Raw genomic sequence first — 23,839 nt, 5'->3', positions numbered from 1 at the left:
TGACGTTCAATGTCGGAAAAGGACACCATTTCCATTCAACTGGTGCGCGAAGCACTGCAGCAAAGTTGTGCCCCGGGCGTGGCCACGGAAGAAGTCTTGAACAAGGTCGGCATCGATCCGGCGCTACTGGCCACCGACGACGCCCGCGTTCAGGCCAGCCAGTACGCGCGGTTATGGCGATTGCTGGCGCGGCGGGGCGATGACGAGTTCTTTGGCATGGACCCGCGCAAGCTGAAGTCCGGCAGCCTGGAATTCCTCTGCCGCAGCGCGATGGCCCAGCCGAATCTGGCTGCGGGATTGAGTACCGGTCTGAATTTCCTGTCGCTGATGCTCGAACGCATGCCCGCGCAACTGGTGCACCAGCAAAGTCTGGCGGAGATCGTGCTGCTGGAGGATGACCCCGAGCCGCGCCGCGCCTTCACCTATTTCACTTACTGGATGATCGTCCACGGCGTGGCGTGCTGGCTGGCGGGGCGGCGGATTCCGATCCTTGCCATCGAACTGCGTTGCCCGGCGCCGGATTTCTGCGATGACTACCGGGTGATGTTCTCGGAAAACCTGCGCTTCGACCGGCCGCGCACGCGGATGATTTTCGCCGCCGACGTGCTGGATCTGCCGATCAAACGCAGTGCCGAGGAGTTGAAACGCTTTCTGGCCCATGCCCCGGCCAACATTCTGGTGAAGTACCGCGACCCGGAAAGCCTCGCCAGCCGGATCAAGCAGGATCTGCGACAGTTGCCCGCCGAGCAGTGGCCGGAAACCGACGCACTAGCCCAGCAGTTGTGCATGTCGGCCTCGACCCTGCGTCGGCGTCTGGCAGAAGAAGGGCAGACCTATCAAGGCCTCAAGGACAGCGTGCGCAAGGAACTGGCGATCACCTGGCTGGCGGAACCTTCAATCAGTTTTGTCGACATCGCCACACGCCTGGGATTTGCCGATGCGAGCTCGTTTTACAAGGCGTTTCGCAAGTGGTCGGGGACCAATCCGGGGCACTATCGCAGCCTGATTCTCAACGAAGCGGTCTGATCCTCGAATCGACGCAAACCTTGGCCAAACCAGTCATCCACTTTGAAGGCTTTGGCCATTGCCGCAACCGGCGTGCGGCGCGAGTATTCCTCTGATGTTTACGGTTCCCCGACCTAATAAAAACACAGAGGGATTCTGGCAATGCGCGATTACTTGTCTGCCACCGAACAGTTCAATTATCAGCACACCGTGGACGCCGCACTCAGCGGCTCGCTCGAGGCGCTCAACGCCTGCGTCGAATGTTGTGACCGCCACGCCTTGCCGGGGCGCATCGCGCTGTTCTGGGAAGGCCGCGATGGCGCCAGTGCGACCTACACCTTCAGCGACCTGCAGGACAAGGCCGCGCGTTTCGCCAATTTCCTGCTCGCCCAGGGCGTGCAGAAGGGCGACAAGGTCGCCGGCCTGCTGCCGCGAAATATCGAACTGCTGATCACCGTGTTCGCCACCTGGCGCATCGGCGCGGTGTATCAACCGCTGTTCACCGCGTTCGGCCCCAAAGCCCTCGAACATCGCCTGAACAGCTCCGGCGCCAAAGTCGTGGTCACTGATGCAGTCAACCGGCCGAAGCTCAGCGAAGTGGCCGATTGCCCGACGCTGGTCACCGTCGGCGGCGCGAAAGGCCAAGGCATCGTCCGGGGTGATTTCAGTTTCTGGGCCGAGTTGCCCAACCATTCCAGTGTCTGCGAACCGGTGATGCTGACCGGCGAAGACCCGTTCCTGCTGATGTTCACCTCGGGCACCACCGGCCCGTCGAAAGCGCTGTCGGTGCCGCTCAAGGCAGTCGTGGCGTTCCAGAGCTACACCCGCGATGCCGTGGATCTGCGCCCGGAAGATGCATTCTGGAACGTCGCCGATCCGGGCTGGGCCTACGGCATCTATTTCGGCGTGACTGGCCCGTTGTCGATGGGCCATCCGATCACCTTTTACGATGGCCCGTTCACCCTCGAAAGCACCTGCCGGGTGATCAACAAATACGGCATCACCAACCTCACCGGTTCGCCCACGGCGTATCGCCTGCTGATTGCCGGTGGTGATGAGTTCGCCAGGTCGATCAAGGGCAAACTGCGCATCGTCAGCAGCGCTGGCGAACCGTTGAACCCGGAAGTGATCCGCTGGTTTGCCGACAACCTCGGCGTAGTCATTCACGACCATTACGGCCAGACCGAACTGGGCATGGTGCTGTGCAACCACCATGGCCTCGAACACCCGATCCACCTCGGCGCCGCCGGGTTTGCTTCGCCGGGCCATCGCATCGTGGTGCTCGACGATCAGTACAACGAACTCGGCGTCGGTCAGCCCGGCATCCTCGCCATCGACCGCACACAGTCGCCGATGTGCTGGTTCGCCGGTTACGAAGGCGCACCGACCAAGGCATTCGTCGGCGATTACTACCTGAGCGGCGACACCGTGGAGTGGAATCCGGACGGCAGCATCAGTTTCGTCGGTCGCAGTGACGATGTCATCACCACTTCCGGCTACCGGGTCGGCCCGTTCGACGTGGAAAGCGCGCTGATCGAGCACCCGGCCGTGGTCGAAGCCGCCGTGGTCGGCAAACCCGATCCGGAGCGCACCGAACTGGTGAAAGCCTTCGTCGTGCTCAACCCGCAATACCGCGCCGAACCGGCGCTGGCCGAAGAGTTGCGCCAACACGTGCGCAAGCGTCTGGCCGCGCATTCGTACCCCCGTGAAATCGAATTTGTCAGCGAGTTGCCGAAAACCCCGAGCGGCAAATTGCAGCGCTTTATCTTGCGCAACCAGGAAATCGCCAAGGCTCAAGAGGCCGCGGTGCACAACGTTTCAGCTTGAATCAGGAAGTCAGTCATGCAGATCGAGAACAAGGTTTTTATCGTCACCGGCGGCGCGTCCGGCCTGGGTGCCGCCACCGCTGAATTGCTGGTGAGCGCCGGCGCCAAAGTGATGCTGGTGGACATGAATGCCGACGCCGTCGCCGCCCAGGCTCAGCGTCTTGGTGCGCAAAGCGTGGTAGCCGACATCAGCAACGAAGCCGCCGCCGAAGCCGCTGTGCAGGCGACCCTGAAAGCCTTCGGCAGCCTGAATGGTCTGGTGAATTGCGCCGGCATCGTTCGGGGCGAGAAGATCCTCGGCAAGAACGGCCCGCACGCGCTGGCTAGCTTCGCCCAGGTGATCAACGTCAACCTGATCGGCAGCTTCAACATGCTGCGCCTCGCAGCGGCAGCGATTGCCGAAAGCGAAGCCAACGCCGACGGTGAACGAGGCGTCATCATCAATACCGCGTCCGTTGCTGCATTCGATGGCCAGATCGGTCAGGCCGCATATTCCGCCTCCAAAGGCGCCATCGCCAGCCTGACCCTGCCTGCCGCCCGTGAACTGGCGCGCTTCGGCATCCGCGTGATGACCATCGCCCCGGGCATTTTCGAAACCCCGATGATGGCCGGCATGACCCCGGAAGTGCGTGACTCCCTGGCCGCGGGCGTACCGTTCCCGCCGCGCCTGGGCAAACCGGCCGAGTACGCCGCGCTGGTGCGGCATATCATTGAAAACAGCATGCTCAACGGCGAGGTGATCCGTCTCGACGGTGCCTTGCGCATGGCCGCCAAGTAAGGAGGATTTCTCATGACCATCTCCAACGATCCGATTGTCATCGTCAGCGCCGTCCGCACCCCGATGGGCGGTTTTCAGGGCGAACTGAAAAGCCTGACCGCGCCGCAACTGGGTGCCGCTGCGATCAAAGCTGCCGTTGAACGCGCCGGTGTGGCCGCCGATGCGGTCGATGAAGTGCTGTTCGGCTGCGTACTGCCGGCCGGTCTCGGCCAGGCGCCTGCGCGTCAGGCTGCACTGGGCGCCGGGCTGGACAAATCCACCCGCTGTACCACGGTCAACAAGATGTGCGGCTCGGGCATGGAAACCACCATCCTCGCCCACGACATGCTGCTGGCCGGCAGCGCCGATGTGGTGATCGCCGGCGGCATGGAAAGCATGTCCAACGCGCCGTACCTGCTGGACCGCGCCCGCGCCGGTTACCGCATGGGCCACGGCCGGGTGCTGGACTCGATGTTCCTCGACGGCCTCGAAGACGCCTACGACAAGGGTCGCCTGATGGGCACCTTCGCCGAGGATTGCGCTGAAACCAACGATTTCAGCCGTGAAGCTCAGGACGCATTCGCCATCGCCTCGACCACCCGCGCCCAGCAGGCGATCAAGGACGGCAGCTTCAAGGACGAAATCGTTCCGCTGACCGTGACCGTCGGCAAGGAACAAGTGGTGATCAGCAACGACGAGCAGCCGCCAAAAGCCAAACTGGACAAGATCGCTTCGCTGAAACCGGCGTTCCGCGAGGGCGGTACGGTAACCGCGGCCAACTCCAGCTCCATCTCCGACGGCGCCGCCGCACTGGTACTGATGCGTCAGTCGCAAGCGCAGAAACAGGGGCTGAAACCGCTGGCGGTGATTCACGGCCACGCAGCCTTCGCCGACACACCGGGCCTGTTCCCGGTGGCACCGATTGGTGCGATCAAGAAGCTGATGAAGAAAACCGGCTGGTCGCTGGATCAGGTCGATCTGTTCGAGGTCAATGAAGCCTTTGCCGTGGTCGGCATGGCGGCGATGACCCATCTGGAAATCCCCCACAACAAACTCAACATCCACGGCGGCGCCTGCGCTCTGGGCCATCCGATCGGTGCCTCCGGCGCGCGGATTCTGGTGACCTTGCTCTCGGCCCTGCGCCAGAAAGGCCTGAAACGCGGCGTCGCGGCGATCTGCATCGGCGGCGGCGAAGCCACGGCGATGGCGGTCGAGTGCGTCTGAACCCGAGTTAAGGATTTGCCATGATTCCCAATGACGACCAGCAACAAATCCGCGACATGGCCCGGCAGTTTGCCGAGGAACGGCTGAAACCGTTCGCCGCCGAGTGGGATCGCGAGCACCGCTTCCCGAAAGAAGCCATCGGCGAAATGGCCGGGCTGGGCTTCTTTGGCATGCTGGTGCCGGAGCAGTGGGGCGGTTGCGACACCGGTTACCTGGCATACGCCATGGCCCTGGAAGAAATCGCTGCCGGCGACGGCGCCTGCTCGACCATCATGAGCGTGCACAACTCGGTGGGTTGCGTGCCGATCCTCAAGTTCGGCAACGACGACCAGCGTGAGCGCTTCCTCAAACCGCTGGCCAGCGGCGAGATGCTCGGTGCTTTCGCGTTGACCGAACCCCAGGCCGGCTCCGACGCCAGCAGCCTGAAAACCCGCGCACGGCTGGAAGGCGATCACTACGTGCTCAATGGCTGCAAACAGTTCATTACCTCCGGGCAGAACGCCGGGATCGTGATCGTGTTTGCCGTCACCGACCCGAGTGCCGGCAAGCGCGGGATCACGGCGTTCATCGTGCCGACCGACTCGCCGGGCTACAAAGTCGCCCGCGTCGAAGACAAGCTCGGCCAGCACGCCTCGGACACCTGCCAGATTCTGTTCGAAGACGTCAAAGTGCCGGCCGCCAACCGTTTGGGCGAGGAGGGCGAAGGCTACAAGATCGCCCTGGCCAACCTTGAAGGCGGCCGTGTCGGCATCGCTTCGCAATCGGTGGGCATGGCCCGCGCCGCGTTCGAAGCGGCCCGTGATTACGCCCGTGAACGCGACACCTTCGGCAAGCCGATCATCGAGCATCAGGCCGTGGCCTTCCGCCTCGCTGACATGGCCACCCAGATCGCCGTGGCGCGGCAGATGGTGCATTACGCGGCCGCCCTGCGTGACAGCGGTCAGCCGGCGCTGGTCGAGGCGTCGATGGCCAAGCTTTTCGCCTCGGAAATGGCCGAGAAGGTCTGCTCCATGGCCTTGCAAACCCTCGGCGGTTACGGTTACCTCAACGACTTCCCGCTGGAGCGCATCTACCGCGACGTGCGGGTCTGCCAGATCTACGAAGGCACCAGCGACATTCAGCGCATGGTCATTTCGCGCAATCTTTGAGAAGGAATCTGCACATGAGTTACGAAACGATTTTGCTGGAAACCCATGGCCGTGTCGGCGTCATCACCCTGAACCGCCCGCAGGCGCTGAATGCCCTGAACGCGCAACTGGTCAGCGAAGTGAACCGCGCCCTCGATGGTCTGGAGGCCGACGCGAACATTGGTTGCATCGTCATCACCGGTTCGAAGAAAGCCTTCGCTGCCGGCGCCGACATCAAGGAAATGGCCGAGCTGACCTACCCGCAGATCTACATGGACGACCTGTTCAGCGACAGCGACCGCGTGGCCAACCGCCGCAAGCCGATCATCGCGGCGGTCAACGGTTTTGCCCTGGGCGGTGGCTGTGAACTCGCGCTGATGTGCGACTTCATCCTGGCCGGCGACAACGCCAAATTCGGCCAGCCGGAAATCAACCTCGGTGTGCTGCCGGGCATGGGCGGAACCCAGCGCCTGACCCGCGCCGTGGGCAAGGCCAAGGCCATGGAAATGTGCCTGAGCGGGCGTTTGATCGACGCGGTGGAAGCCGAGCGTTGCGGCATCGTTGCGCGCATCGTGCCGAGCGACGAGTTGCTGGATGAAGCGCTGAAAGTCGCGGCGGTGATCGCCAGCAAGTCGCTGCCGATTGCGATGATGGTCAAGGAAAGCGTCAACCGCGCGTTTGAAGTGAACCTGACTGAAGGTGTGCGCTTCGAGCGCCGGGTGTTCCATGCGGCGTTTGCGACGCAGGATCAGAAGGAAGGGATGGCGGCGTTTGTGGCCAAGCGGTCGCCGGAGTTCCAAGGCAAATAACGCGGCGGACTTACAAAATGCCCTCACCCCAGCCCTCTCCCGGAGGGAGAGGGAGCCGACCGAGGTGTCTCAGGTCTGACATCGACCTGAGAGGCCGAGTCGATTATGGATTCACCAGCGATTGCTCAAGTCGGCGCAACTCGCGAATCTCGGTCAGTCCCCTCTCCCTTTGGGAGAGGGTTAGGGTGAGGGGGAAGGGGCCGACACGGTTACAACTGATAGTTCTTCAACTCCCGCGCAATCACCATCCGCTGTATCTCGCTCGACCCCTCATAAATCTGGGTAATCCGCGCATCCCGGTAATACTTCTCCACCGGGTAATCCTCCAGATACCCATACCCGCCATGAATCTGAATCGCTGACGAGCACACCTTCTCAGCCATTTCCGACGCAAACAGCTTGGCCTGCGAAGCCTCCGACAGACAGGGTTTGCCCGCCGTGCGCAGTCGCGCCGCATGCAGGATCATCAAGCGCGCCGCGTTGATCTGCATCTGCATGTCCGCCAGCAGGTTGGCGATACTCTGGTGTTCGACGATAGCCTTGCCGAACTGCACCCGATCACGGGCGTAACCCAGCGCTGCTTCGAACGCCGCACGGGCGATGCCCAGTGCTTGCGCGGCAATGCCGATGCGCCCGCCTTCAAGGTTGGAAAGGGCAATGGCCAGGCCTTTGCCGCGTTCACCCAGCAGATTGGCTTCGGGAATACGGCAATCGTTCAACGTCACCGCGCAGGTGTCGGAAGCGCGGATGCCCATCTTGTGTTCGGTGCGGTCGACAATGAAGCCCGGGGTATCGGTCGGCACCAGAAACGCCGAGATACCGCGCTTGCCCAGATCCGGATCGGTCACCGCAAACACGATCGCCAGTTTCGCCCGCTTGCCATTGCTGACGAATTGCTTGGCGCCGTTGATCACCCATTGCCCATCGCGCAGTTCGGCGCGGGTGCGCAGGTTGTGCGCTTCGGAGCCGGCCTGGGGTTCGGTCAGGCAGAAGCAGCCGATCACCGCACCGCTGGCCAGGTCCGCCAGCCAGGTCTGTTTCTGTTCTTCGCTGCCGTAATTGAGCACGGGGCCGCAGCCCACCGAGTTGTGGATGCTCATGAACGCGCCGGTGGCGCCGTCACCGGCGGAAATCTCTTCCACCGCCAGCGCATAAGCCACGTAGTCGACATAAGTGCCGCCCCATTCTTCCGGCACCACCATGCCCAGCAGGCCGAGTTCGCCCATCTTCGCCACCAGACCGTCATCGATCCAGCCTGCCTTTTCCCAGGCTTGTGCGTGGGGCGCGATTTCGCCACGGGCGAAGTCCCGGGCCATGTCGCGGATCATTACCTGGTCTTCAGTCAATTCGAGATCGTGCATGGCTCAGCTCCCGCTCTCTTCGAAACCGTGGAAGAAACTCGCGATGTGCTCGGCGTGCAGCGCGGCAAGGGTCGGCGGGTTCCAGCGTGGTGATTTGTCTTTGTCGATCAGCAGGGCGCGCACGCCTTCGATCAGATCGCCGCGTTCGAACCACTGGCGATCCAGATGCAGTTCGAGGGCGAAGCAGTGTTCCAGGCTCAGGTGCCGGCCGCGACGCAGCATTTCCAGGGTCACGCCCATGGCCAGCGGCGAGCGGGTTTCCAGCAGATCGGCGGTGGTGGTTGCCCATTCGTGGCTGTCGGCAACGGTCACGGCGCGCAGTTGTTCGACGATGCTCGGCACGTCAGGCAACGCAAAGAAATGGTCGATGGCCGGGCGCAAGGCTTCCAGCGGCGCATCCGGCAGGGTTTGCACGGCGTGGCGGGCCAGCAGGTTTTGCAGGTCTTTCAGCGGCGTGTCGTGCCATTGCAACTGGTCGAGCTGTTCGTCGAGGGTGCCGAGTTTGCTGCTGTCCAGATACCAGTCGGCGAGGCCGCAATACAGCGCATCCGCCGCACGAATCTGCACGCCGCTGACACCCAGGTAAATCCCCAGTTCGCCGGGAATGCGCGGCAGGAAATAACTGCCGCCGACATCCGGGAAATAACCGATGGCCACTTCCGGCATTGCCAGTCGGCTCTTCTCGGTGACCACCCGCAGATCGGCGCCTTGCACCAGACCCATGCCACCGCCGAGAACGAAACCGTCCATCAGTGCCAGCACCGGTTTGCGGTAGTGGTGGATCGTCAGGTCGAGGGCGTATTCCTCGACGAAGAAATCTTCGTGCAGCGTGTCGCCGCTTTTATGGCTGTCGTACAGGGAACGAATGTCGCCACCGGCACAGAAGGCTTTTTCGCCGGCACCGCGCAGTACCACGGCGTGGATATTGGCATCAGCCGCCCAGGCGTCCAGGTGTTGCTGGAGCTGGCGCACCATGTCGAGGGTCAGGGCATTGAGGCCGGCGGGGCGGTTGAGGGTCAGGTGACCGATGTGATTGCGAACCTCGGCCAGCACTTCGTTTTGCGTGGCATCCATGGACGAAGTCCGCGGGGATGAAGCCTGAGCAGTCATCACTAACTCCCTGCTTTTATTGTCTTTATTCGAGAAGCCCGCGCGCGGGCGTTAGCGGATCGTAACAGTGCAAATTTGCCGTGTACAACGGGGATATGTGCATGGGGTGTCTGCATTTTTGCCTTAGGCTGAATGCACGGGATCGCGGCTTCTTTTCAATCGACAACGCTGACAGGGGCAGGCTCTGGACTTAACGGAACACCTGGCCAATGCTCCGCCGCCTGGCGTGCAATTCACTGGCATGAATCAACTGTTCCAGATCCTCCGGCGTGACATCGATGAACGCCTCCATGTCCGCCAGTGCCAATTTCAGATCCTCGGCCGTGATGGCCTGAGAATCGACCGGCGCCACGGCCGGCGCGGGTTCGGCGGGGCGTTTCGGATAACGGATACGGGTCAAGTTGTTGTAGGCCAAAGCGGCGAGCAGCATGCACGCGGCGCTGAGCATCACCGGCTCCAGGGCTTTCCAGTCCATGGCGATGGTCGTCGGATCGGCCAGCACCATCGTCAATGCCACCGCGCCGGCCGGCGGATGCAGACAGCGCAGCCAGCACATCAGGATCAGCGCCATGCCCGCCGCCAGGCAGGCGCTGCCGAGGGTTCGGCCGAGCACATGAGCCACCAGCAACGCGACGACGCCCGCACACAGGTAACCGCCAATGATCGACCACGGCTGGGCGAGGGCGCCGGAAGATACAGCGAACAGCAACACCGCCGATGCACCCAGGGGGCCGATCAGGTGGTAGGCCACTTCGATGCCGAACACCTGACTGCAGGCCCACACGCTGAACAGCGTGCCGAGTGCCATGCCGATGGCGGCACGGCTCCATTCGGTGGGGCGGGTGTTGATGGCAGCGGGCAACCAGCGAGCGAGCATGAAGAAGCGATCCTTTGAAGAAAACCGAAGGCAAAAAAAAGGACTTGTCCGTCAATCCGGAAAGTCCTTCGAAGCGTTCCAACTATTGGGGGAGGAACGCGTACAGTGTGCCAAGCAATCTCGATGCTGACAAATTCATATAAATGCATCTTCAGTGCATTATTTTTGAACTGTTTTAATTCGACGGCCACTGACCACACATAAGTATCCTCCCAGCGCAGCCAGCGCACTCAGCGCATAGAACATGCTCGGTGCCGGGGTGTGCATCAACAGGAATCCACACATCACCGGGCTCAAAGCCCCGCCCAGTGCGGCGAGGTTCTGCGCGCCGTAGTAGCTGCCGCGCAGGGCTTCCGGGGCGAGGGTGTCGACGAACAGGAAGTCCGCCGGATAGATGATCATCTCGCCAAGGGTGAAGATGAACATCGCTATGCACCAGCCGATGAGACTGTCGGCCATGCTGAAACCGATCAGCCCGCCGATGAACAACGCTGTGCCGCCGGCGATCCAGCGCCGCAGATGTTCACGCTTGAGCAGACGACCGATCTGGTATTGCAGCAGGATGACGGTAATCGCATTGCAGGCGAGCAAAGCGGCCATGGTGTCGAGCGTCTGCTGCTGGGTGTGGGTGACCAACAGATACTGCGACAGGTACAGGGTGAACCGCCCGTGAACCAGTGTGCTGAGCAGGCAGCCCAAAGTGAACAGGACCATCGTGCGGTCGTTCTTGAGGATTTTCAGGGTGTCCAGGAAACTCTGCGGCTGTTTGCCCGACGATTGCGGATCGGCTTCCCGCGAGACACCGAGCAGCAGAAACATGCTGCCGCAGGCAATCGCGCCAGCAACGATAAACGGCGCGGTGGGCTGGATGCCGGCAATCACCACCCCAATCATCGGGCCGATGGCGTAGCCGATATTGGTCAGCGTGTAATTCAGCGAGAACGCTTTGACCCGTTGGCCGACGGGCAGGTTTTCACTGAGGATCGCCTTGGAGCCAATCAGGAACAGCGCCGAAGCGGTTTCGCTGATGATCAGCACCAGAGTGACCAGATACAGGTTTTGAGCGAACGTCAGCAGAATCAGGCCAACGCCGCTCGACAGCATGGTCAGGATCAGCAACCGACGTTTGTCGAGGCGGTCGATGATGTAGCCGCCATAAAGTGACAGCAGCGTGGCGCTGAACACCGCGATGCCCAGCAATAGACCGACGTCTTGAGGATCGAGCCCCAGTTTGTTGCTCAGGAACAGGGTCAACAGAGGGCTGATCAGGGCGCGGCTGATGACGATGGTCAACGAGGTGATCATCAGCCGGCGAATTAGGCGCGAGTAAGTGGCCACGAAAAGATCAATGTCCTTATTTCAGATTCGGATACGAGCGGCGTAGCCATCCTCACCGCGTGCCGGTTACCGGTCAAGCGTGCGCAAGGAGGTCGTGATTTCAGGGAAGCGACAGGCGCATGGCGCAGCGACGTTCACCGGGAAGGCCGTGGGCAATTTCGTCGCGCAAGGCCTCGGCAAGATGAGTTCCGATATTTTCGTCGTCCAGTACGACAAACCCCATTCGCTGATAAAACGGCGCATTCCACGGCAGGTCGCGAAAAGTGGTCAGCGTGATCGCCTCAAGTTGCTGTCGTCGCGCGTGTTCAATCACGGCCAACAGTAACTTGCGACCGATGCCCTGGCCCTGAAAGTGTTGGCTGACGGACAGCTCTTCGATGTGCAACTGGTTGTCGATTTCAACGGCCCTTAAAAAACCGGCAAGTTGTCCGACAGTATTTTCTGCAATCCATACATGTCCTTGCTCGATGGCCTGCAAATGCTGCGCGGCGTCGGGTACATCGCTGTCGGCCAGCCAGGCCAGGGTCGGGTCGAGGCGGAACAGCTCGGCGGCCGAACGTTCGATGGCGGGGAGGGTGGCCGCGTCTGCGGGCCGGGCGGGGCGAATGAGAAATGTCATGCGGGTACTGCCGATGGCTGCGATCCTGGGAAGCTCCGCAAGATCGCAGCCTTCAGCGAGGTCTACAAGGGTTTCAGGTACAACAGCACGTAATCGTTCTTGTCGAAGCGACCGCTCAGTACCGGTTGCAGGCTTGCCAGCGGCGTGCCTTGCAGTGACTGCATATCCTTGCTGTCCATGATCAGCCAGGCCGGCCCCTGGAGTGCTTCCAGTTGCTGGACGGTTTCGGTGAACTGCGGTTGCAGGTCCTGCTCGACGTTGACCATGAACTTGATCGCCTTGGCGTCCTTGCCCATGCCGTGCAGCACCAGCGGGGCCGGGTTCTGTTGAACCTGGGCGAACGCCGCACGACTGAAAGAACGGGTGTCATAGAGCGCGCGTTCCACCGGCTCGAACACGGCGGCATAGACCGTCCACAGCGCCAGTACCGCGCTCAGGGCCAGCACTTCGGCACGCCAGCGCGTCTTCCATAGTCGGGACAGCGCCAGCAGTTGCAGCACGCCCAGCACGATCAGCACCGGCATGACACCGGTCAACAGCTCCGGGAACTTGCGTCGCGCAACCAGCAGGGCAACGATCAGCAACAGCGGCGTCAGCAGCCACAGGGCCTGAATGATCCCGCGCAGCCAGGCGAATACCCGGCCGTGAGCCACCTGGAACGGATACGCGGCGATGATCGCGGCCATCGGCAACATCGGCAGCAGGTAACGCGCCTTCTTCGCCTGCGGAATCGACAGACCGATCATCACGATCAACCCGGCCGCCGCGCAGTATTGCACCAGGCGCAACGCCGGTCCGCGCTGATGCGGTTTGCTCAGCCACGCCGCCGCCAGCACCACAATGGCCAGCGGGTAAGCCAGCGCGTAGTTGCCCAGCGAACTGGTGAAGTAGTACAGCGAACCGCTGACACCTTCACTGCCATCCATGCGTCCCATGAACTGCATGCGGATCACGTCTTGCAGGAAAGCCTCGCCACCGCTGAGCTTGGCCAGCCACAACAACAGGCCGACACACGCCGCGAGCAGGATCGACGCCAGCACGCCGAACACGAACAGCCGTGTCCACTGACGGTTGAGCAGGTAATAGCTGCAGAGCATGCCGGTCGGCACCACCAGCCCGATCGGCCCGCGAATGCCGAAACCCAGTAACAGCAGGACGAAAATCAGCGGCCAGCGTCGGCCGGAGCCGAAATGGTCGTGCGCGTAACCCAGGTAGAACACCGACAGCGCGACGGCGGCCAGCATCAGGTCTTGCGATACCGCGCGGACTTCCGTGATGAACGTACTGGTGAGCATCAGCAGCGCAATGCTGATCAATGCCCAGCGTTGTGAATGCACCGCCAGCAAGCGGTACATCAACATCACGATCACCCCGCCGGCAATGGCGCTGGGCAACCACGCGGTCAGGGTATTGATCGCGCCGAAAGGCAACGCCAACAGCCAGATGAACAGCGTCGATAACGCCGAATAATCGGCGTACGGCTGGCTGTAGGTGGTCGGGAATACCGTTGGCCCGTGTCGCAGCATTTCCTGGGCAAACAGTACAAAGCGTGAATCAAAGCCAATGGGTGCCTGTCCATAAACCCCGGCGATAAACAACAACAGTGCCAGCAGCCCTGCGATCAGGGACTGCCGGCGGATGGCAGGCGACAACGTAATCAAGCGACGTCCGCGGAGTTAGGCCATTGTTGCAGCGGGATCGGCAGTTTGCGCGAGTCCCCACGGCCGATCGGGAAGTACTTGAAGCCATTGCGCGCCAGACGATCGGCGTCGTACAGGTTGCGGCCGTCGAAGATCACCGGATCCTTGAGGCGTTGCTGGATCAGGTCGAAATCCGGCGCCTTGAACTGTTGCCATTCGGTGCAGATGATCAGCGCGTCGGAACCGGCAAGTACCGATTCAGGGGTGCCCATCAGCATCAGTTTTTCTTCGTTCGGGTACAGATGCTGGGTTTCCTGCATCGCTTCCGGGTCGAACGCGCGAACGCTGGCACCGGCGGCGAACAGCGAGTCGAGCAGGACGCGGCTTGGCGCATCGCGCATGTCGTCGGTGTTCGGCTTGAATGCCAGGCCCCACAGGGCGAAGGTCTTGCCGCGCAGATCACCCTTGTAGAACGCATTGATGCGGTCGAACAGCTTGTGCTTCTGACGCTCGTTGATCGCCTCGACCGCTTGCAGCAGGTCGCTGGAGCAATGGGCCTGTTCGGCACTGTGGATCAGCGCGCGCATGTCTTTGGGGAAGCACGAGCCGCCGTAGCCGCAGCCCGGGTAGATGAAGTGGTAACCGATGCGCGTATCCGCGCCGATGCCCTGGCGAACCGACTCAATGTCGGCGCCCAGGTGTTCGGCCAGTTCGGCGATCTGGTTGATGAAGCTGATCTTGGTCGCCAGCATGCAGTTGGCGGCGTACTTGGTCAGCTCGGCGCTGCGCAGGTCCATGAACATGATGCGGTCATGGTTGCGGTTGAACGGCGAGTACAGATCGCGCATCACGTCGCGCACTTCATCGCCTTCGCAGCCAATGACGATGCGGTCCGGACGACGGCAGTCGGAGACCGCCGAACCTTCCTTGAGGAATTCCGGGTTGGAGACGATATCGAACTGCAGCGCGCGACCGACCTTGTCCAGCGCGGCCTGGATATGGGCGCGCAGGGTGTCGCCGGTGCCGACCGGTACGGTGGATTTTTCCACCAGGATCAGCGGTTGCTCGCGATGACGGGCAACGGCGTCGCCCACCGACAGCACGTATTTCAGGTCGGCCGAGCCATCCTCGCTGGAGGGTGTGCCCACGGCAATGAAGGCGACGCGACCGTGAAGCACGGCGGTTTTCTCATCGGAAGTGAAGTGCAGACGACCGGAATCCAGGCCTTCACGGACCAGGCTCGACAGGCCCGGTTCGAAGATGCTGACGTGACCCTGGCTGAGCAGCTCGACCTTCTTCTGATCGATATCCATGCACACGACATCATGGCCGACCTCGGCCAGAACCGCGGCTTGCACCAGGCCGACGTAACCGCTTCCAAATACTGTGATTTTCATGGAGCACTCCTCAAATCGGGCGCTTGTGCCGGACGAGTGTTGATAGTGATGACACCGAGCATGACCAGTGCCACGCCCAGTGATTTGGTGAAACTGAAGGATTCGTTGAACAGCGGCAGACTGGCCGCCAACAGGTACACCAGCGCATAGCTGATGCTCAGTAGCGAATAGGCCCGGCCCAGCGGCAGGTCGCGCAGGGCGGCGAGCCAGCAGAGCATCGACAGTGCGTAGGCGAGAATGGCCGTGAACACCACCGCCAGCGCCGACAGATCGACGCTGCCGCTGCTCAGGGCTGACAACCATTGTTCCGGCTGCGGCAGGCGCGTCATGCTCCAGCGCATGCCCAGCTGGGCGCCACTGACCAGCAAAACGCTGCCCAGGGCGAAGCCGATTCCGCGACCCTGACTCATGACTGTTGCCCCAGCAGTGCTACGCCGCCGATCACCAGCGCCACGCCGATCCAGTGCTGGCGATCGATCGGTTCGCGAAACACGAAACGCGCGATCAAGGTGATCAGCACAAAGTTGAGGCTGAGCATCGGGTAAGCGATGCCCACTTCAAGGCGTTGCAACACCAGCAGCCAGACCAGCAGGCCCGAACCCAGTGCGAACAGCGCCAGCCACAGCCACGGCGAGCGCAGTTTGTCGGCCCAGGACGAATCGACACCACGCCAGCTCTCCACCGCGTACTTCTGTGCAACCTGGCCCAGGCACGTCAGCAGACACGCCGTCAGCAACAGCAACCAGCTCATGACGGATCCTTGGGCAGGACGATGATCACCAGGTTGCCTTGCTCGTAGCGGGTGCCGTCCTTGGGCAGCAGGTCGACTTCATGCAGCTCGTCGTCGCCCTTGACCCGCATGACTACGCCGACCGAGCCGGTGCGGCGGGCATCGCGTACCCACTGCTGGACTTCATCGGTGGTGATCCGCTGTTCCGCGCCTTCCGGATAGCTCAGGCCGTACTTCAGCTCGCCCACGGTGTTGTACAACGCCACCTTGGGTTGCTTCAGGCGCCAGGCCAGTGCCGAAGCGGCACCGAGATCGTTGCTCAGCAGGTGCGTGGTGCCGGACAGTTCGTCGAGGTGATGCAGGATGAACTGGTCCGGCGTTTTGTTGGCCACCACCGACTTCGGCAGCGCGGCCGGCAGCACGCCGATCAGCAGCAGACTGCCGAGCGCCGGAGCGGCCCAGCACTGCAGCGGCAGAAACGCCTGCGCAAGGTTGGCGATGATCCAGCCGATCAGGGCAATGAACACCAGCACCATGCTGTGCAGCTCATGGTCGTACACCGGTTTTTTCAGTTGCAGGTAAACCAGTGCGATCAGCGTGACGACACCCAGCACCAGGTTCAGCAAACCGTTGATGCTCAAGGCCCGGCCCTGTTCCAGACGCAAACGGTCGGCCAGGGCATGACCCAGCAACAGCGCCAGCGGCAGCAGGCACGGCAGGATGTAGGTCGGCAGTTTGCCGTTGGCAGTGCTGAAAAACGCCAGCGGCATCACCAGCCACAGCAACAGGAAGGCAATGCCCGGTTGGCTACGGGTCTGCCAGGCTTGCTTGAACGCCGGCACCAGCATGCCGACCCACGGCAGGCTGAATGCAACCAGCAGTGGCAGGTAGAACCACCAAGGCGCGTCGTGTTGGGCATCGTCACCGGCAAAGCGGCGGATGTGTTCGTGCCAGAAGAAGAACCGCCAGTAATCCGGTTCCTGACTGTGCACGGCCAGCACCCACGGCAGGCTGACGACGATCGCCACGGCAACCGCCACCGGGCCGTAGATCAGCAGTTCACGCCAGCGTTTCTGCCAGAGCATCCAGGGCAGGGCGATCAGCACCGGCAGCAGCCAGGCGAGAAACCCCTTGGTCATGAACCCCATGCCGCAGGCCAGCCCCAATACGGCCCAACTGATCACGCGTTGCCGGGTGCTGCGACTGTCGACGGCAAACCACAGGGCCACGAGGCTCAGGTTGACCCAGAACGTGAATTGCGGATCGAGGTTGGCATAACCCGCCTGACCGGCAACCACCGTGAAGCTCATGTAGAGGAGGGCGCAGATGAAGCTTTTGCTCGGCTCGTTCCACAGGCGACGGGCAACCAGGAAGCACAACAGCACGCTCAAACCTGTGCTGAGGGCCGAGGCGAAACGCACGCCAAACAGGTTTTGCCCGAACAGTTCCTGGCCCAGCGCGATCATCCAGTAACCGGCAATCGGTTTCTCGAAATAACGCAGGCCCATGAAATGCGGGGACACCCAGTTGCCGCTCAGCAGCATGTCCTGACTGATCTGGGCGTAACGGGTTTCATCGGGAATCCACAGGCCATGGGTGCCGAGTGGCAGCAGGTAGGCGAGCAGAAACAGTCCGATCAGCAGCGGCAGTGCCCAGCGCTTGCTCATGCCCCTTGTACTCCCAGCCAGCCTTCACGGCCTTCGAGGACGCCACGCTGCACACGGCCGACAGGCAATGTGTTGAGAAACTCGGGCAACAGATCGCCCAAAGGCTTGAACTCGATTTCTCGCTGGCGTGCATCGGCCAGCAAACGGCGAAAATCGTCGGCCATCAGAATCCCTTCTACTTCGGCATGAATGGTGTAGTTGTTGAGGTTGTCCGGGCGGAACCGGTCAAGGATGAAGGCGTTGAAGTCCTTCGCCGCCACGGTCGGGCCGACCACCTCGTCGAAGGTCGGCATGTCCACCGGAATCTGCGGAGCACCCACTGAACCATCGGCCAGCAGTGGTCGAAACAGCCGATTCCCGCGGCAATCGCTGTTATAGCGAAAACCGAAGGTTTCTTTGGCTTCGACCACGCGCTCGTCCGCGCGCCATCCGGCAGCGGCCGAGCACTGGATTTTCTCGCCGATGATGTCGCTCAGGGTGTCGACGCCACGACGGATCTGCTCGATCAGTTGCGCGTCGCTCCAGGTGCCGGCATTGGCCTGCCAGCCGTGGTGATCCCAGGCGTGCAGGCCGACTTCATGGCCGGCGTCCCGGGCCTGACGCATCAGGTGCCCGAGGTCGCGACCGATCGGTTTGCCCGGCCAGGCGGTCCCGGCCAGCAGGATGTCCCAGCCATACAGGCCGGCGGCGTTGGAACGCAGCATTTTCCAGAGGAATTGCGGACGGATCAGGCGCCACAGATGTCGGCCCATGTTGTCCGGGCCGACACTGAAGAAAAACGTTGCCTTGACCTGCGCTTCGTCGAGGATTTCCAGCAACCGGGGCACCCCTTCACGGGTGCCTCGGTAGGTGTCGACATCGATACGAAGACCTGCCTGCATTAACGCTTGTCCGCGATTTCGAGCATGGCTTCACGCAGGAAGAAGTCCAGGGTGTTGCCGATGGTCTCGCGCATTTCCACGGTCGGCTCCCAGTTCAGCAGGCGCTTGGCGTTGGCGATGCTTGGCTTGCGGTGTTCCACGTCCTGGTAACCGGCACCGTAGAACGCCTTGCTTTCCACGTCGCGGAAACCGGCGAACGGAGGGAAGTTGCTGCGCAGCGGGTGAGCTTCGAACTGACGCAGCAGTTCTTCGCCCAGCTGACGGATGCTGGCTTCGTTTTCCGGGTTGCCGATGTTGATGATCTGGCCGTTGCAGACATCGTTGTCGTTGTCGATGATGCGGGCCAGTGCCTCGACGCCGTCGGCGATGTCGGTGAAGCAGCGCTTCTGCTCGCCGCCGTCGAACAGACGGATCGGGGTGCCTTCCACCAGGTTCAGGATCAGCTGGGTGATGGCGCGGGAGCTGCCGATACGGGCCGAGTCCAGACGGTCCAGACGCGGGCCCATCCAGTTGAACGGACGGAACAGGGTGAAGTTCAGGCCCTTGGCGCCGTAGGCCCAGATCACGCGGTCCAGCAGTTGCTTGGAAACCGAATAGATCCAGCGCTGCTTGTTGATCGGGCCGACGATCAGGTTGGAGCTGTCTTCGTCGAAGTTCTTGTCCTGGCACATGCCATAGACTTCCGAGGTCGACGGGAAGATCACGCGCTTGTTGTACTTGACGCAGTAACGAACCAGTTTCAGGTTCTCTTCGAAGTCCAGTTCGAATACGCGCAGCGGGTTGCGGGTGTATTCGATCGGGGTGGCGATGGCCACCAGCGGCAGGACCACGTCGCACTTCTTGATGTGGTACTCGATCCACTCGGAGTGAATGCTGATGTCGCCTTCGACGAAGTGGAAGCGTGGGTGGTCGCGCAGGCGGTCGATGGCGTCGGAACCGATGTCCAGGCCATAGATCTCGTAGCGGTCGTCACGCAGCAGACGCTCGGACAGGTGGTTACCGATGAAGCCGTTGACGCCCAGGATCAGCACACGGGTGCGACGTGGCGCACGGCCGGATTCGGCACCGCGCAGCAGCGAGCCGTCGACCAGACCCAGTTCATTGGCCAGTTGCGGGCCGCTCAGGTACAGGCCGTTGTCGTTGCGCTGACCGGCGTTGATCACCAGCGAGTCTTCACCGCAGGCAATGCGCAGCGGATCGACGCTGATCACACGGCCAGGGGCCTGGCCTTCGTTGCCCTTGACGACTTCGGCGCTCCAGACGATCAGCTTGTGCTCGCCCACGGCGCAGAAGGCGCCCGGGTACGGACGGGTCACGGCGCGAACCAGGTTGAACAGCTGCTCGGCCGGTTTGGCCCAGACCAGTTTGCCGTCCGCCGGAGTACGACGGCCGAAAACGGTGGCCTTGGATTCGTCTTGCGGGGTTTCGGTGATCTTGCCTTGCAGCATGTTCGGCAGGGTGTCGCGCAGCAGGTCGCTGGCGGCAGTGCGCAGTTTGGCGTGCAGGGTCAGACCGGTGTCGCTGCGCTCGATGGCAACGCGTTGCTGGGCAACGATGGCGCCGGCATCGGCGCGCTTGACCATGCGGTGCAGGGTGACGCCGGTTTCGGTTTCGCCGTTGACCAGCACCCAGTTGGCCGGAGCGCGACCACGGTAGCGTGGCAGCAGCGAGCCGTGCAGGTTGAACGCGCCTTTTTTGGCCAGTGCCAGCAGCGGCTCGCTCAGCAGGTTGCGGTAGTAGAACGAGAAAATGTACTCAGGGTCGAGCTTGGCGATGCGCTCGATCCACAGCGGGTGGTTGGCGTCTTCCGGGGCGTGGACCGGGATGCCTTTGCTGGCGCACAGCTGTGCAACCGAGGCGTAGAAGGCGTTTTCTTTCGGATCGTCGGCGTGAGTGAACACTGCTGCAATGTCGTAGCCGCTGTTAAGCAGGGCTTCAATGCCGGCGCAGCCAATATCGTGGTAAGCGAAGACAACAGTTTTTGCACTCATGAGAGAACCTGATCGGAAGTGGAATTGGAAGTAAGGCCGTCAACGGTGACCGCAGGTGCCGGGGAGGCCGGCTGGCTGCGCAACACCTTTTCAATGAAGAAGCGCGGGCGGGCGCGCACGTCGCTGTACATGCGTCCCAGGTATTCACCCAGCAGACCCATGCCGATGAACTGGCCACCGGTGAACACGAACAGCACCGCGAACAGTACGAACGTGCCGTCACCGGCCCAGCCTGCACCGAACGCCAGGCGCAGCACGATCAGCGCAATGGCGAACAGTGCGCCCAGACCTGCCATCGCGAAGCCGACGATGCTCAGCAGACGCAGCGGCGTGGTGGTCATGCAAGTGACCAGATCGAACATCAGGTTGATCAGGCGCATCGGGCTGTATTTCGAGTCGCCGTGTTCACGCTCGGCGTGGGCCACGACGATTTCGGTGGTGTGGCGGGCGAAGCTGTTGGCCAGGATCGGAATGAACGTGCTGCGTTCGCGGCAGGCGAGCATGGCGTCGATGATGGTGCGGCGGTAGGCGCGCAGCATGCAGCCGTAGTCGCTCATGGCCACGCCGGTGGAGCGCTGCACGGCGAGGTTGATCAGTTTCGACGGGTAGCGGCGCAGGGCCGAGTCCTGACGGTTGCCACGCACGGTGCCGACGACGTCGTAACCCTTTTCGGCTTCGGCCACCAGACGCGGAATTTCTTCCGGCGGGTTCTGCAGGTCAGCGTCGATGGTGATCACCACGTCGCCCTTGCACTGCTCGAAACCGGCCATGATCGCGGCGTGCTGGCCATAGTTGCGGTTGAGGATGACCGCTACGAACGGGCTGTTTTCGCGTCCGGCGGCCTCTTCCAGCATGTTGGCCGACTCGTCGCGGCTGCCGTCGTCGACCAGCACGATTTCGTAGTCATGTTTGAGTTGGGCGCAGGCCGCCTCTGTGCGCCGAAGCAGCTCAGGCAGACTGTCCTGTTCGTTGTAGACCGGGATGACGATCGACACGCATTTAATCGGGTAAGGTCTCACGAGCGTTTGTCCATAAGAGTGGCGATGGCGCCGACAACACGATCCAGATCCTGGTCGGTCATGTCGGGGAACAGCGGAATCGAGCACAGCCGCGCCGAGTTCCATTCGGTATTGGGCAGGTACAGGTCAGGGTCACGCTGGCGGTACCAGGTGTGCAGGTGGGTGGCGATGAAATGGATGCCGGTGCCGATGCCTTGCTCCTGCAGGCCCTTCATGAAGGCTTCGCGATCCATCCCGCAGCGCTCGCTGTCGATGCGCAGGATGAACAGGTGCCAGGCGTGTTGCTGGGCGTATTGCTGCGGCACGGCCAGCGGCTGTACGGGCAGGCCTTCGAGCTTTTGCAGGTACTGGCCAGCCAGCTCGGTACGGCGGGCGTTGATGGCGTCCAGACGCTCCAGTTGCACCAGGGCAATGGCGGCGTTGATGTCGGACAGGTTGTACTTGAAGCCCGGCTCAATGACCTGGGCCTGCGGTTTGCGGCCACCGGTCAGACGATCGTAGGCGTCGACGCCCAGACCGTGGAACTTGAGCATGCGCACGCGGCTGGCCAGGGCTTCGTCGTCGGTGACGAACATCGCGCCTTCGGCGCAGGTCATGTTCTTGATCGCGTGGAACGAGAAGATCGCCGTGCCCCGGGAGCCGACGTGGCGGCCCTTGTAGCGGGTGCCGGCGGCGTGGGCAGCGTCTTCGATGACGGCGATGCCGTGCTTGTCCGCCAGTGCGTACAGCGGATCCAGGTCGAACGCGGCACCGGCGTAGTGCACCGGAATGATGGCTTTGGTGCGTGGCGTGATGGCGGCTTCGATACGGGCGGCGTCGGTCATCAGGGTGTCGCGGTCGACATCGACGAACACCGGGGTGGCGCCCAGCAGGGAAATCATGTTGGCGGTGGAGACCCAGGTCTGCGACGGCGTGATGACTTCATCGCCGGGACCGATGCCCAGGGCCAGCAGGGTGATGTGCATGCCTCCGGTGGCAGATGACAGTGCAACGGCGTGCTTGCATCCCACGTACTGCGCGAACTGTTCTTCAAGTGCCTGGTTTTTCGGCCCGGTGGTGATCCAGCCCGAGCGCAGAACCTGCTCGACGGCCGCAATTTCTTCGTCGCCGATACTCGGGCGAGAGAAGGGGAGAAACGCCTGACTCATGGACACCTCATTGCGAAAAAAATGGACAGATCCATCTGTTCATCGGATCCAATCCCAGCGTAGACGCAAAAAACAGGTTTTGCATCAACGAGTTGCTTGGTAAGCATGACGTCGGGGGTTGGTTGACTTTTCAGGCGTTGCCCGGCAGGTTGGGCGGTACCGACTGAGGACCTATCTAGCTAAGGTTATTCCCGATTTTGTGAAAGGAATATGAAAAACCGGTCGGTGAATCGTTTATCTCAAATTCATACAGCCGCTGTTCAGATTTCCGCGGCTTTATCGGAAAAGTCCTACTACAAGACTCTTCCTTACATCAAGTTCATTGCAGTAGTTAGTTGTTGTGCTGGACTGTTTTTTACTCAAGGCCTTTCGTTTGAGCAGCTTATCCGTTACCTCTTCAGAGTCTATTGCAAGTAACCCTTTGTCCTTGTATTTGGCGCGTTTGGCACCTTCCAGCCAACTCACCATGCGGTACGTTTTACAGGATGCCGCCGATCGCCTCGGCTTTGAAGACATGAATGTCGAGGACATTCCCTGGCACGCCCTGCAACCCGAGGATGTTGTCGCGTTAGTCGCCGCTTTGCGCGCCGATAACTATGCTCCCAACACCTCTTCACTCTATGTAAACGCCATTCGCGGCGTCATGAACGAAGCCTGGCGCATGAGCCTGATCAGCCAGGATCACCTGTTGAAGATGCGCTCGGTCAAGGGGATTGCCGGTACGCGGCTGTCTCAGGGGCGCAATCTGAAGCGCACGCTGATTCATGAGTTGATGGAAGTCTGCGCGGCCGATCCGCGTCCGCAGGGGCTGCGTGATGCGGCGGTGATTGCGCTGTTGTACGGCACCGGCATGCGTAAGTCCGAGTCGGTGGATCTGGACCTGAACCAGGTGGATTTCACTGAGCGCAGTCTGTGCGTCACCGCCAAGGGCAACAAGCAACTGATCAAATATGCACCGGCCTGGGCGTTCGCCAAGCTCAATGCCTGGCTGGAGTTTCGCCGTTCAGAGCTCAAGGAAGGCGAGAGCGACGATACGTTTCTGTTCAACCGCATCCGCCGGGGCAGCCACATCACCCGCGAGCGCATCACCAAGCACGCGATCTATTACATCGCCCGCCAGCGCGGCACCCAGGTCGGGGTGAAGATCATGCCCCACGATTTCCGGCGTTCGTTCATCACCCGGGTGATCGAAGAGCATGACCTGTCGATCGCCCAGAAACTCGCGCACCACAGCAATATCCAGACCACCGCCAACTACGACGTGCGGGACGACAATGAACGGCGTCGCGCCGTGGATCGTTTCGATCTGTAGT

Annotated in this window: 21 protein-coding genes; 7 read left to right on the top strand and 14 right to left on the bottom strand. The window is 61.8% G+C overall.

Annotation, left to right across the window (positions count from 1 at the left end; genetic code table 11):
* Nucleotides 1-9: 9 nt before the first annotated feature.
* From M5B98_RS02760 to M5B98_RS02735, 6 genes are all read left to right on the top strand, one after another.
* The gene (locus tag M5B98_RS02760) at nt 10-1,026 is read left to right on the top strand and encodes an AraC family transcriptional regulator (protein ID WP_248741733.1); all 1,017 of its coding nucleotides are present in this window, start codon (nt 10-12) and stop codon (nt 1,024-1,026) included.
* A gap of 141 nt (nt 1,027-1,167) precedes the next feature.
* Nucleotides 1,168-2,832 carry an AMP-binding protein gene (locus M5B98_RS02755; protein ID WP_248741732.1) on the top strand — a complete coding sequence of 555 codons (1,665 nt, stop codon included), beginning with the start codon at nt 1,168-1,170 and terminating at the stop codon, nt 2,830-2,832.
* 15 nt (nt 2,833-2,847) lie between these two features.
* The gene (locus tag M5B98_RS02750) at nt 2,848-3,609 is read left to right on the top strand and encodes an SDR family NAD(P)-dependent oxidoreductase (protein WP_248741731.1); all 762 of its coding nucleotides are present in this window, start codon (nt 2,848-2,850) and stop codon (nt 3,607-3,609) included.
* A 12-nt stretch (nt 3,610-3,621) separates the two neighbouring features.
* Complete coding sequence (locus M5B98_RS02745) at nt 3,622-4,812, top strand: acetyl-CoA C-acyltransferase (protein WP_248741730.1); 1,191 nt, start codon at nt 3,622-3,624, stop codon at nt 4,810-4,812.
* 20 nt (nt 4,813-4,832) lie between these two features.
* The gene (locus M5B98_RS02740; protein ID WP_248741729.1) at nt 4,833-5,960 is read left to right on the top strand and encodes an acyl-CoA dehydrogenase; all 1,128 of its coding nucleotides are present in this window, start codon (nt 4,833-4,835) and stop codon (nt 5,958-5,960) included.
* A 14-nt stretch (nt 5,961-5,974) separates the two neighbouring features.
* A complete protein-coding gene (locus tag M5B98_RS02735; protein WP_134827028.1) occupies nt 5,975-6,748 on the top strand; it encodes an enoyl-CoA hydratase in 774 nt (257 codons plus the stop codon).
* A gap of 209 nt (nt 6,749-6,957) precedes the next feature.
* On the opposite strand, the gene M5B98_RS02730 is transcribed toward M5B98_RS02735, so the two are convergent.
* From M5B98_RS02730 to arnB, 14 genes are all read right to left on the bottom strand, one after another.
* Nucleotides 6,958-8,109, bottom strand: a complete 1,152-nt coding sequence (locus M5B98_RS02730; RefSeq protein ID WP_085709979.1) for an acyl-CoA dehydrogenase family protein — start codon at nt 8,107-8,109, stop codon at nt 6,958-6,960.
* A gap of 3 nt (nt 8,110-8,112) precedes the next feature.
* Nucleotides 8,113-9,219, bottom strand: coding sequence for an enoyl-CoA hydratase/isomerase family protein (locus M5B98_RS02725; protein ID WP_248741728.1), 1,107 nt, complete (start codon nt 9,217-9,219; stop codon nt 8,113-8,115).
* Nucleotides 9,220-9,409: 190 nt separating this feature from the next.
* Complete coding sequence (locus M5B98_RS02720) at nt 9,410-10,096, bottom strand: HPP family protein (RefSeq protein ID WP_114883244.1); 687 nt, start codon at nt 10,094-10,096, stop codon at nt 9,410-9,412.
* 159 nt (nt 10,097-10,255) lie between these two features.
* The gene (locus M5B98_RS02715; protein WP_248741727.1) at nt 10,256-11,434 is read right to left on the bottom strand and encodes an MFS transporter; all 1,179 of its coding nucleotides are present in this window, start codon (nt 11,432-11,434) and stop codon (nt 10,256-10,258) included.
* A 100-nt stretch (nt 11,435-11,534) separates the two neighbouring features.
* A complete protein-coding gene (locus tag M5B98_RS02710) occupies nt 11,535-12,053 on the bottom strand; it encodes a GNAT family N-acetyltransferase (RefSeq protein WP_248741726.1) in 519 nt (172 codons plus the stop codon).
* Nucleotides 12,054-12,115: 62 nt separating this feature from the next.
* On the bottom strand, nt 12,116-13,714 hold the full coding sequence (locus M5B98_RS02705) for an ArnT family glycosyltransferase (protein ID WP_248741725.1): 1,599 nt from the start codon (nt 13,712-13,714) through the stop codon (nt 12,116-12,118).
* Nucleotides 13,711-15,090, bottom strand: a complete 1,380-nt coding sequence (locus M5B98_RS02700; RefSeq protein WP_248741724.1) for a UDP-glucose dehydrogenase family protein — start codon at nt 15,088-15,090, stop codon at nt 13,711-13,713. The genes M5B98_RS02705 and M5B98_RS02700 overlap by 4 nt, the downstream gene beginning before the upstream one ends.
* Entirely contained in the window at nt 15,087-15,500 is a 414-nt protein-coding gene (gene arnF, locus M5B98_RS02695; RefSeq protein ID WP_248739790.1) for a 4-amino-4-deoxy-L-arabinose-phosphoundecaprenol flippase subunit ArnF, read from the bottom strand. The genes M5B98_RS02700 and arnF overlap by 4 nt, the downstream gene beginning before the upstream one ends.
* Nucleotides 15,497-15,841, bottom strand: a complete 345-nt coding sequence (gene arnE, locus M5B98_RS02690; RefSeq protein WP_065257283.1) for a 4-amino-4-deoxy-L-arabinose-phosphoundecaprenol flippase subunit ArnE — start codon at nt 15,839-15,841, stop codon at nt 15,497-15,499. The genes arnF and arnE overlap by 4 nt, the downstream gene beginning before the upstream one ends.
* The gene (gene arnT, locus M5B98_RS02685) at nt 15,838-17,487 is read right to left on the bottom strand and encodes a lipid IV(A) 4-amino-4-deoxy-L-arabinosyltransferase (RefSeq protein WP_248741723.1); all 1,650 of its coding nucleotides are present in this window, start codon (nt 17,485-17,487) and stop codon (nt 15,838-15,840) included. Before arnT ends, arnE begins: the two co-directional genes overlap by 4 nt.
* Nucleotides 17,484-18,368 carry a 4-deoxy-4-formamido-L-arabinose-phosphoundecaprenol deformylase gene (gene arnD, locus M5B98_RS02680; RefSeq protein ID WP_085709968.1) on the bottom strand — a complete coding sequence of 295 codons (885 nt, stop codon included), beginning with the start codon at nt 18,366-18,368 and terminating at the stop codon, nt 17,484-17,486. Before arnD ends, arnT begins: the two co-directional genes overlap by 4 nt.
* On the bottom strand, nt 18,368-20,359 hold the full coding sequence (gene arnA / locus M5B98_RS02675) for a bifunctional UDP-4-amino-4-deoxy-L-arabinose formyltransferase/UDP-glucuronic acid oxidase ArnA (protein ID WP_085709967.1): 1,992 nt from the start codon (nt 20,357-20,359) through the stop codon (nt 18,368-18,370). The genes arnD and arnA overlap by 1 nt, the downstream gene beginning before the upstream one ends.
* A complete protein-coding gene (arnC, locus tag M5B98_RS02670; RefSeq protein ID WP_248741722.1) occupies nt 20,356-21,378 on the bottom strand; it encodes an undecaprenyl-phosphate 4-deoxy-4-formamido-L-arabinose transferase in 1,023 nt (340 codons plus the stop codon). The genes arnA and arnC overlap by 4 nt, the downstream gene beginning before the upstream one ends.
* Nucleotides 21,375-22,526, bottom strand: a complete 1,152-nt coding sequence (arnB, locus tag M5B98_RS02665) for a UDP-4-amino-4-deoxy-L-arabinose aminotransferase (protein ID WP_192551789.1) — start codon at nt 22,524-22,526, stop codon at nt 21,375-21,377. The genes arnC and arnB overlap by 4 nt, the downstream gene beginning before the upstream one ends.
* Nucleotides 22,527-22,992: 466 nt before the next feature.
* Here arnB and xerC point away from each other — a divergent pair, with 466 nt between their 5' ends.
* The gene (gene xerC, locus M5B98_RS02660) at nt 22,993-23,838 is read left to right on the top strand and encodes a tyrosine recombinase XerC (protein ID WP_240789138.1); all 846 of its coding nucleotides are present in this window, start codon (nt 22,993-22,995) and stop codon (nt 23,836-23,838) included.
* Nucleotide 23,839 lies beyond the last annotated feature (1 nt).

Origin of the sequence: Pseudomonas sp. MWU12-3088 (assembly GCF_023242405.1) — a bacterium.
Classification (GTDB): Bacteria; Pseudomonadota; Gammaproteobacteria; order Pseudomonadales; family Pseudomonadaceae; genus Aquipseudomonas; species Aquipseudomonas kribbensis.
Note: the sequence above shows the minus strand (reverse complement) of the source record. Positions and strands in the feature narration are given on the sequence as shown.

Excerpts from the sequence above, each read along its gene's own strand:
- M5B98_RS02735 (WP_134827028.1), top strand. The coding sequence starts at position 5,975 with ATGAGTTACGAAACGATTTTGCTGGAAACCCATGGCCGTGTCGGCGTC.
- arnD (WP_085709968.1), bottom strand. The coding sequence starts at position 18,368 with ATGCAGGCAGGTCTTCGTATCGATGTCGACACCTACCGAGGCACCCGT.
- M5B98_RS02740 (WP_248741729.1), top strand. The coding sequence starts at position 4,833 with ATGATTCCCAATGACGACCAGCAACAAATCCGCGACATGGCCCGGCAG.
- M5B98_RS02720 (WP_114883244.1), bottom strand. The coding sequence starts at position 10,096 with ATGCTCGCTCGCTGGTTGCCCGCTGCCATCAACACCCGCCCCACCGAA.
- M5B98_RS02760 (WP_248741733.1), top strand. The coding sequence starts at position 10 with ATGTCGGAAAAGGACACCATTTCCATTCAACTGGTGCGCGAAGCACTG.
- arnB (WP_192551789.1), bottom strand. The coding sequence starts at position 22,526 with ATGAGTCAGGCGTTTCTCCCCTTCTCTCGCCCGAGTATCGGCGACGAA.
- arnA (WP_085709967.1), bottom strand. The coding sequence starts at position 20,359 with ATGAGTGCAAAAACTGTTGTCTTCGCTTACCACGATATTGGCTGCGCC.
- M5B98_RS02700 (WP_248741724.1), bottom strand. The coding sequence starts at position 15,090 with ATGAAAATCACAGTATTTGGAAGCGGTTACGTCGGCCTGGTGCAAGCC.
- arnF (WP_248739790.1), bottom strand. The coding sequence starts at position 15,500 with ATGAGTCAGGGTCGCGGAATCGGCTTCGCCCTGGGCAGCGTTTTGCTG.
- arnT (WP_248741723.1), bottom strand. The coding sequence starts at position 17,487 with ATGAGCAAGCGCTGGGCACTGCCGCTGCTGATCGGACTGTTTCTGCTC.
- arnE (WP_065257283.1), bottom strand. The coding sequence starts at position 15,841 with ATGAGCTGGTTGCTGTTGCTGACGGCGTGTCTGCTGACGTGCCTGGGC.
- M5B98_RS02725 (WP_248741728.1), bottom strand. The coding sequence starts at position 9,219 with ATGACTGCTCAGGCTTCATCCCCGCGGACTTCGTCCATGGATGCCACG.
- M5B98_RS02730 (WP_085709979.1), bottom strand. The coding sequence starts at position 8,109 with ATGCACGATCTCGAATTGACTGAAGACCAGGTAATGATCCGCGACATG.
- M5B98_RS02750 (WP_248741731.1), top strand. The coding sequence starts at position 2,848 with ATGCAGATCGAGAACAAGGTTTTTATCGTCACCGGCGGCGCGTCCGGC.
- M5B98_RS02755 (WP_248741732.1), top strand. The coding sequence starts at position 1,168 with ATGCGCGATTACTTGTCTGCCACCGAACAGTTCAATTATCAGCACACC.
- xerC (WP_240789138.1), top strand. The coding sequence starts at position 22,993 with ATGCGGTACGTTTTACAGGATGCCGCCGATCGCCTCGGCTTTGAAGAC.
- M5B98_RS02710 (WP_248741726.1), bottom strand. The coding sequence starts at position 12,053 with ATGACATTTCTCATTCGCCCCGCCCGGCCCGCAGACGCGGCCACCCTC.
- M5B98_RS02745 (WP_248741730.1), top strand. The coding sequence starts at position 3,622 with ATGACCATCTCCAACGATCCGATTGTCATCGTCAGCGCCGTCCGCACC.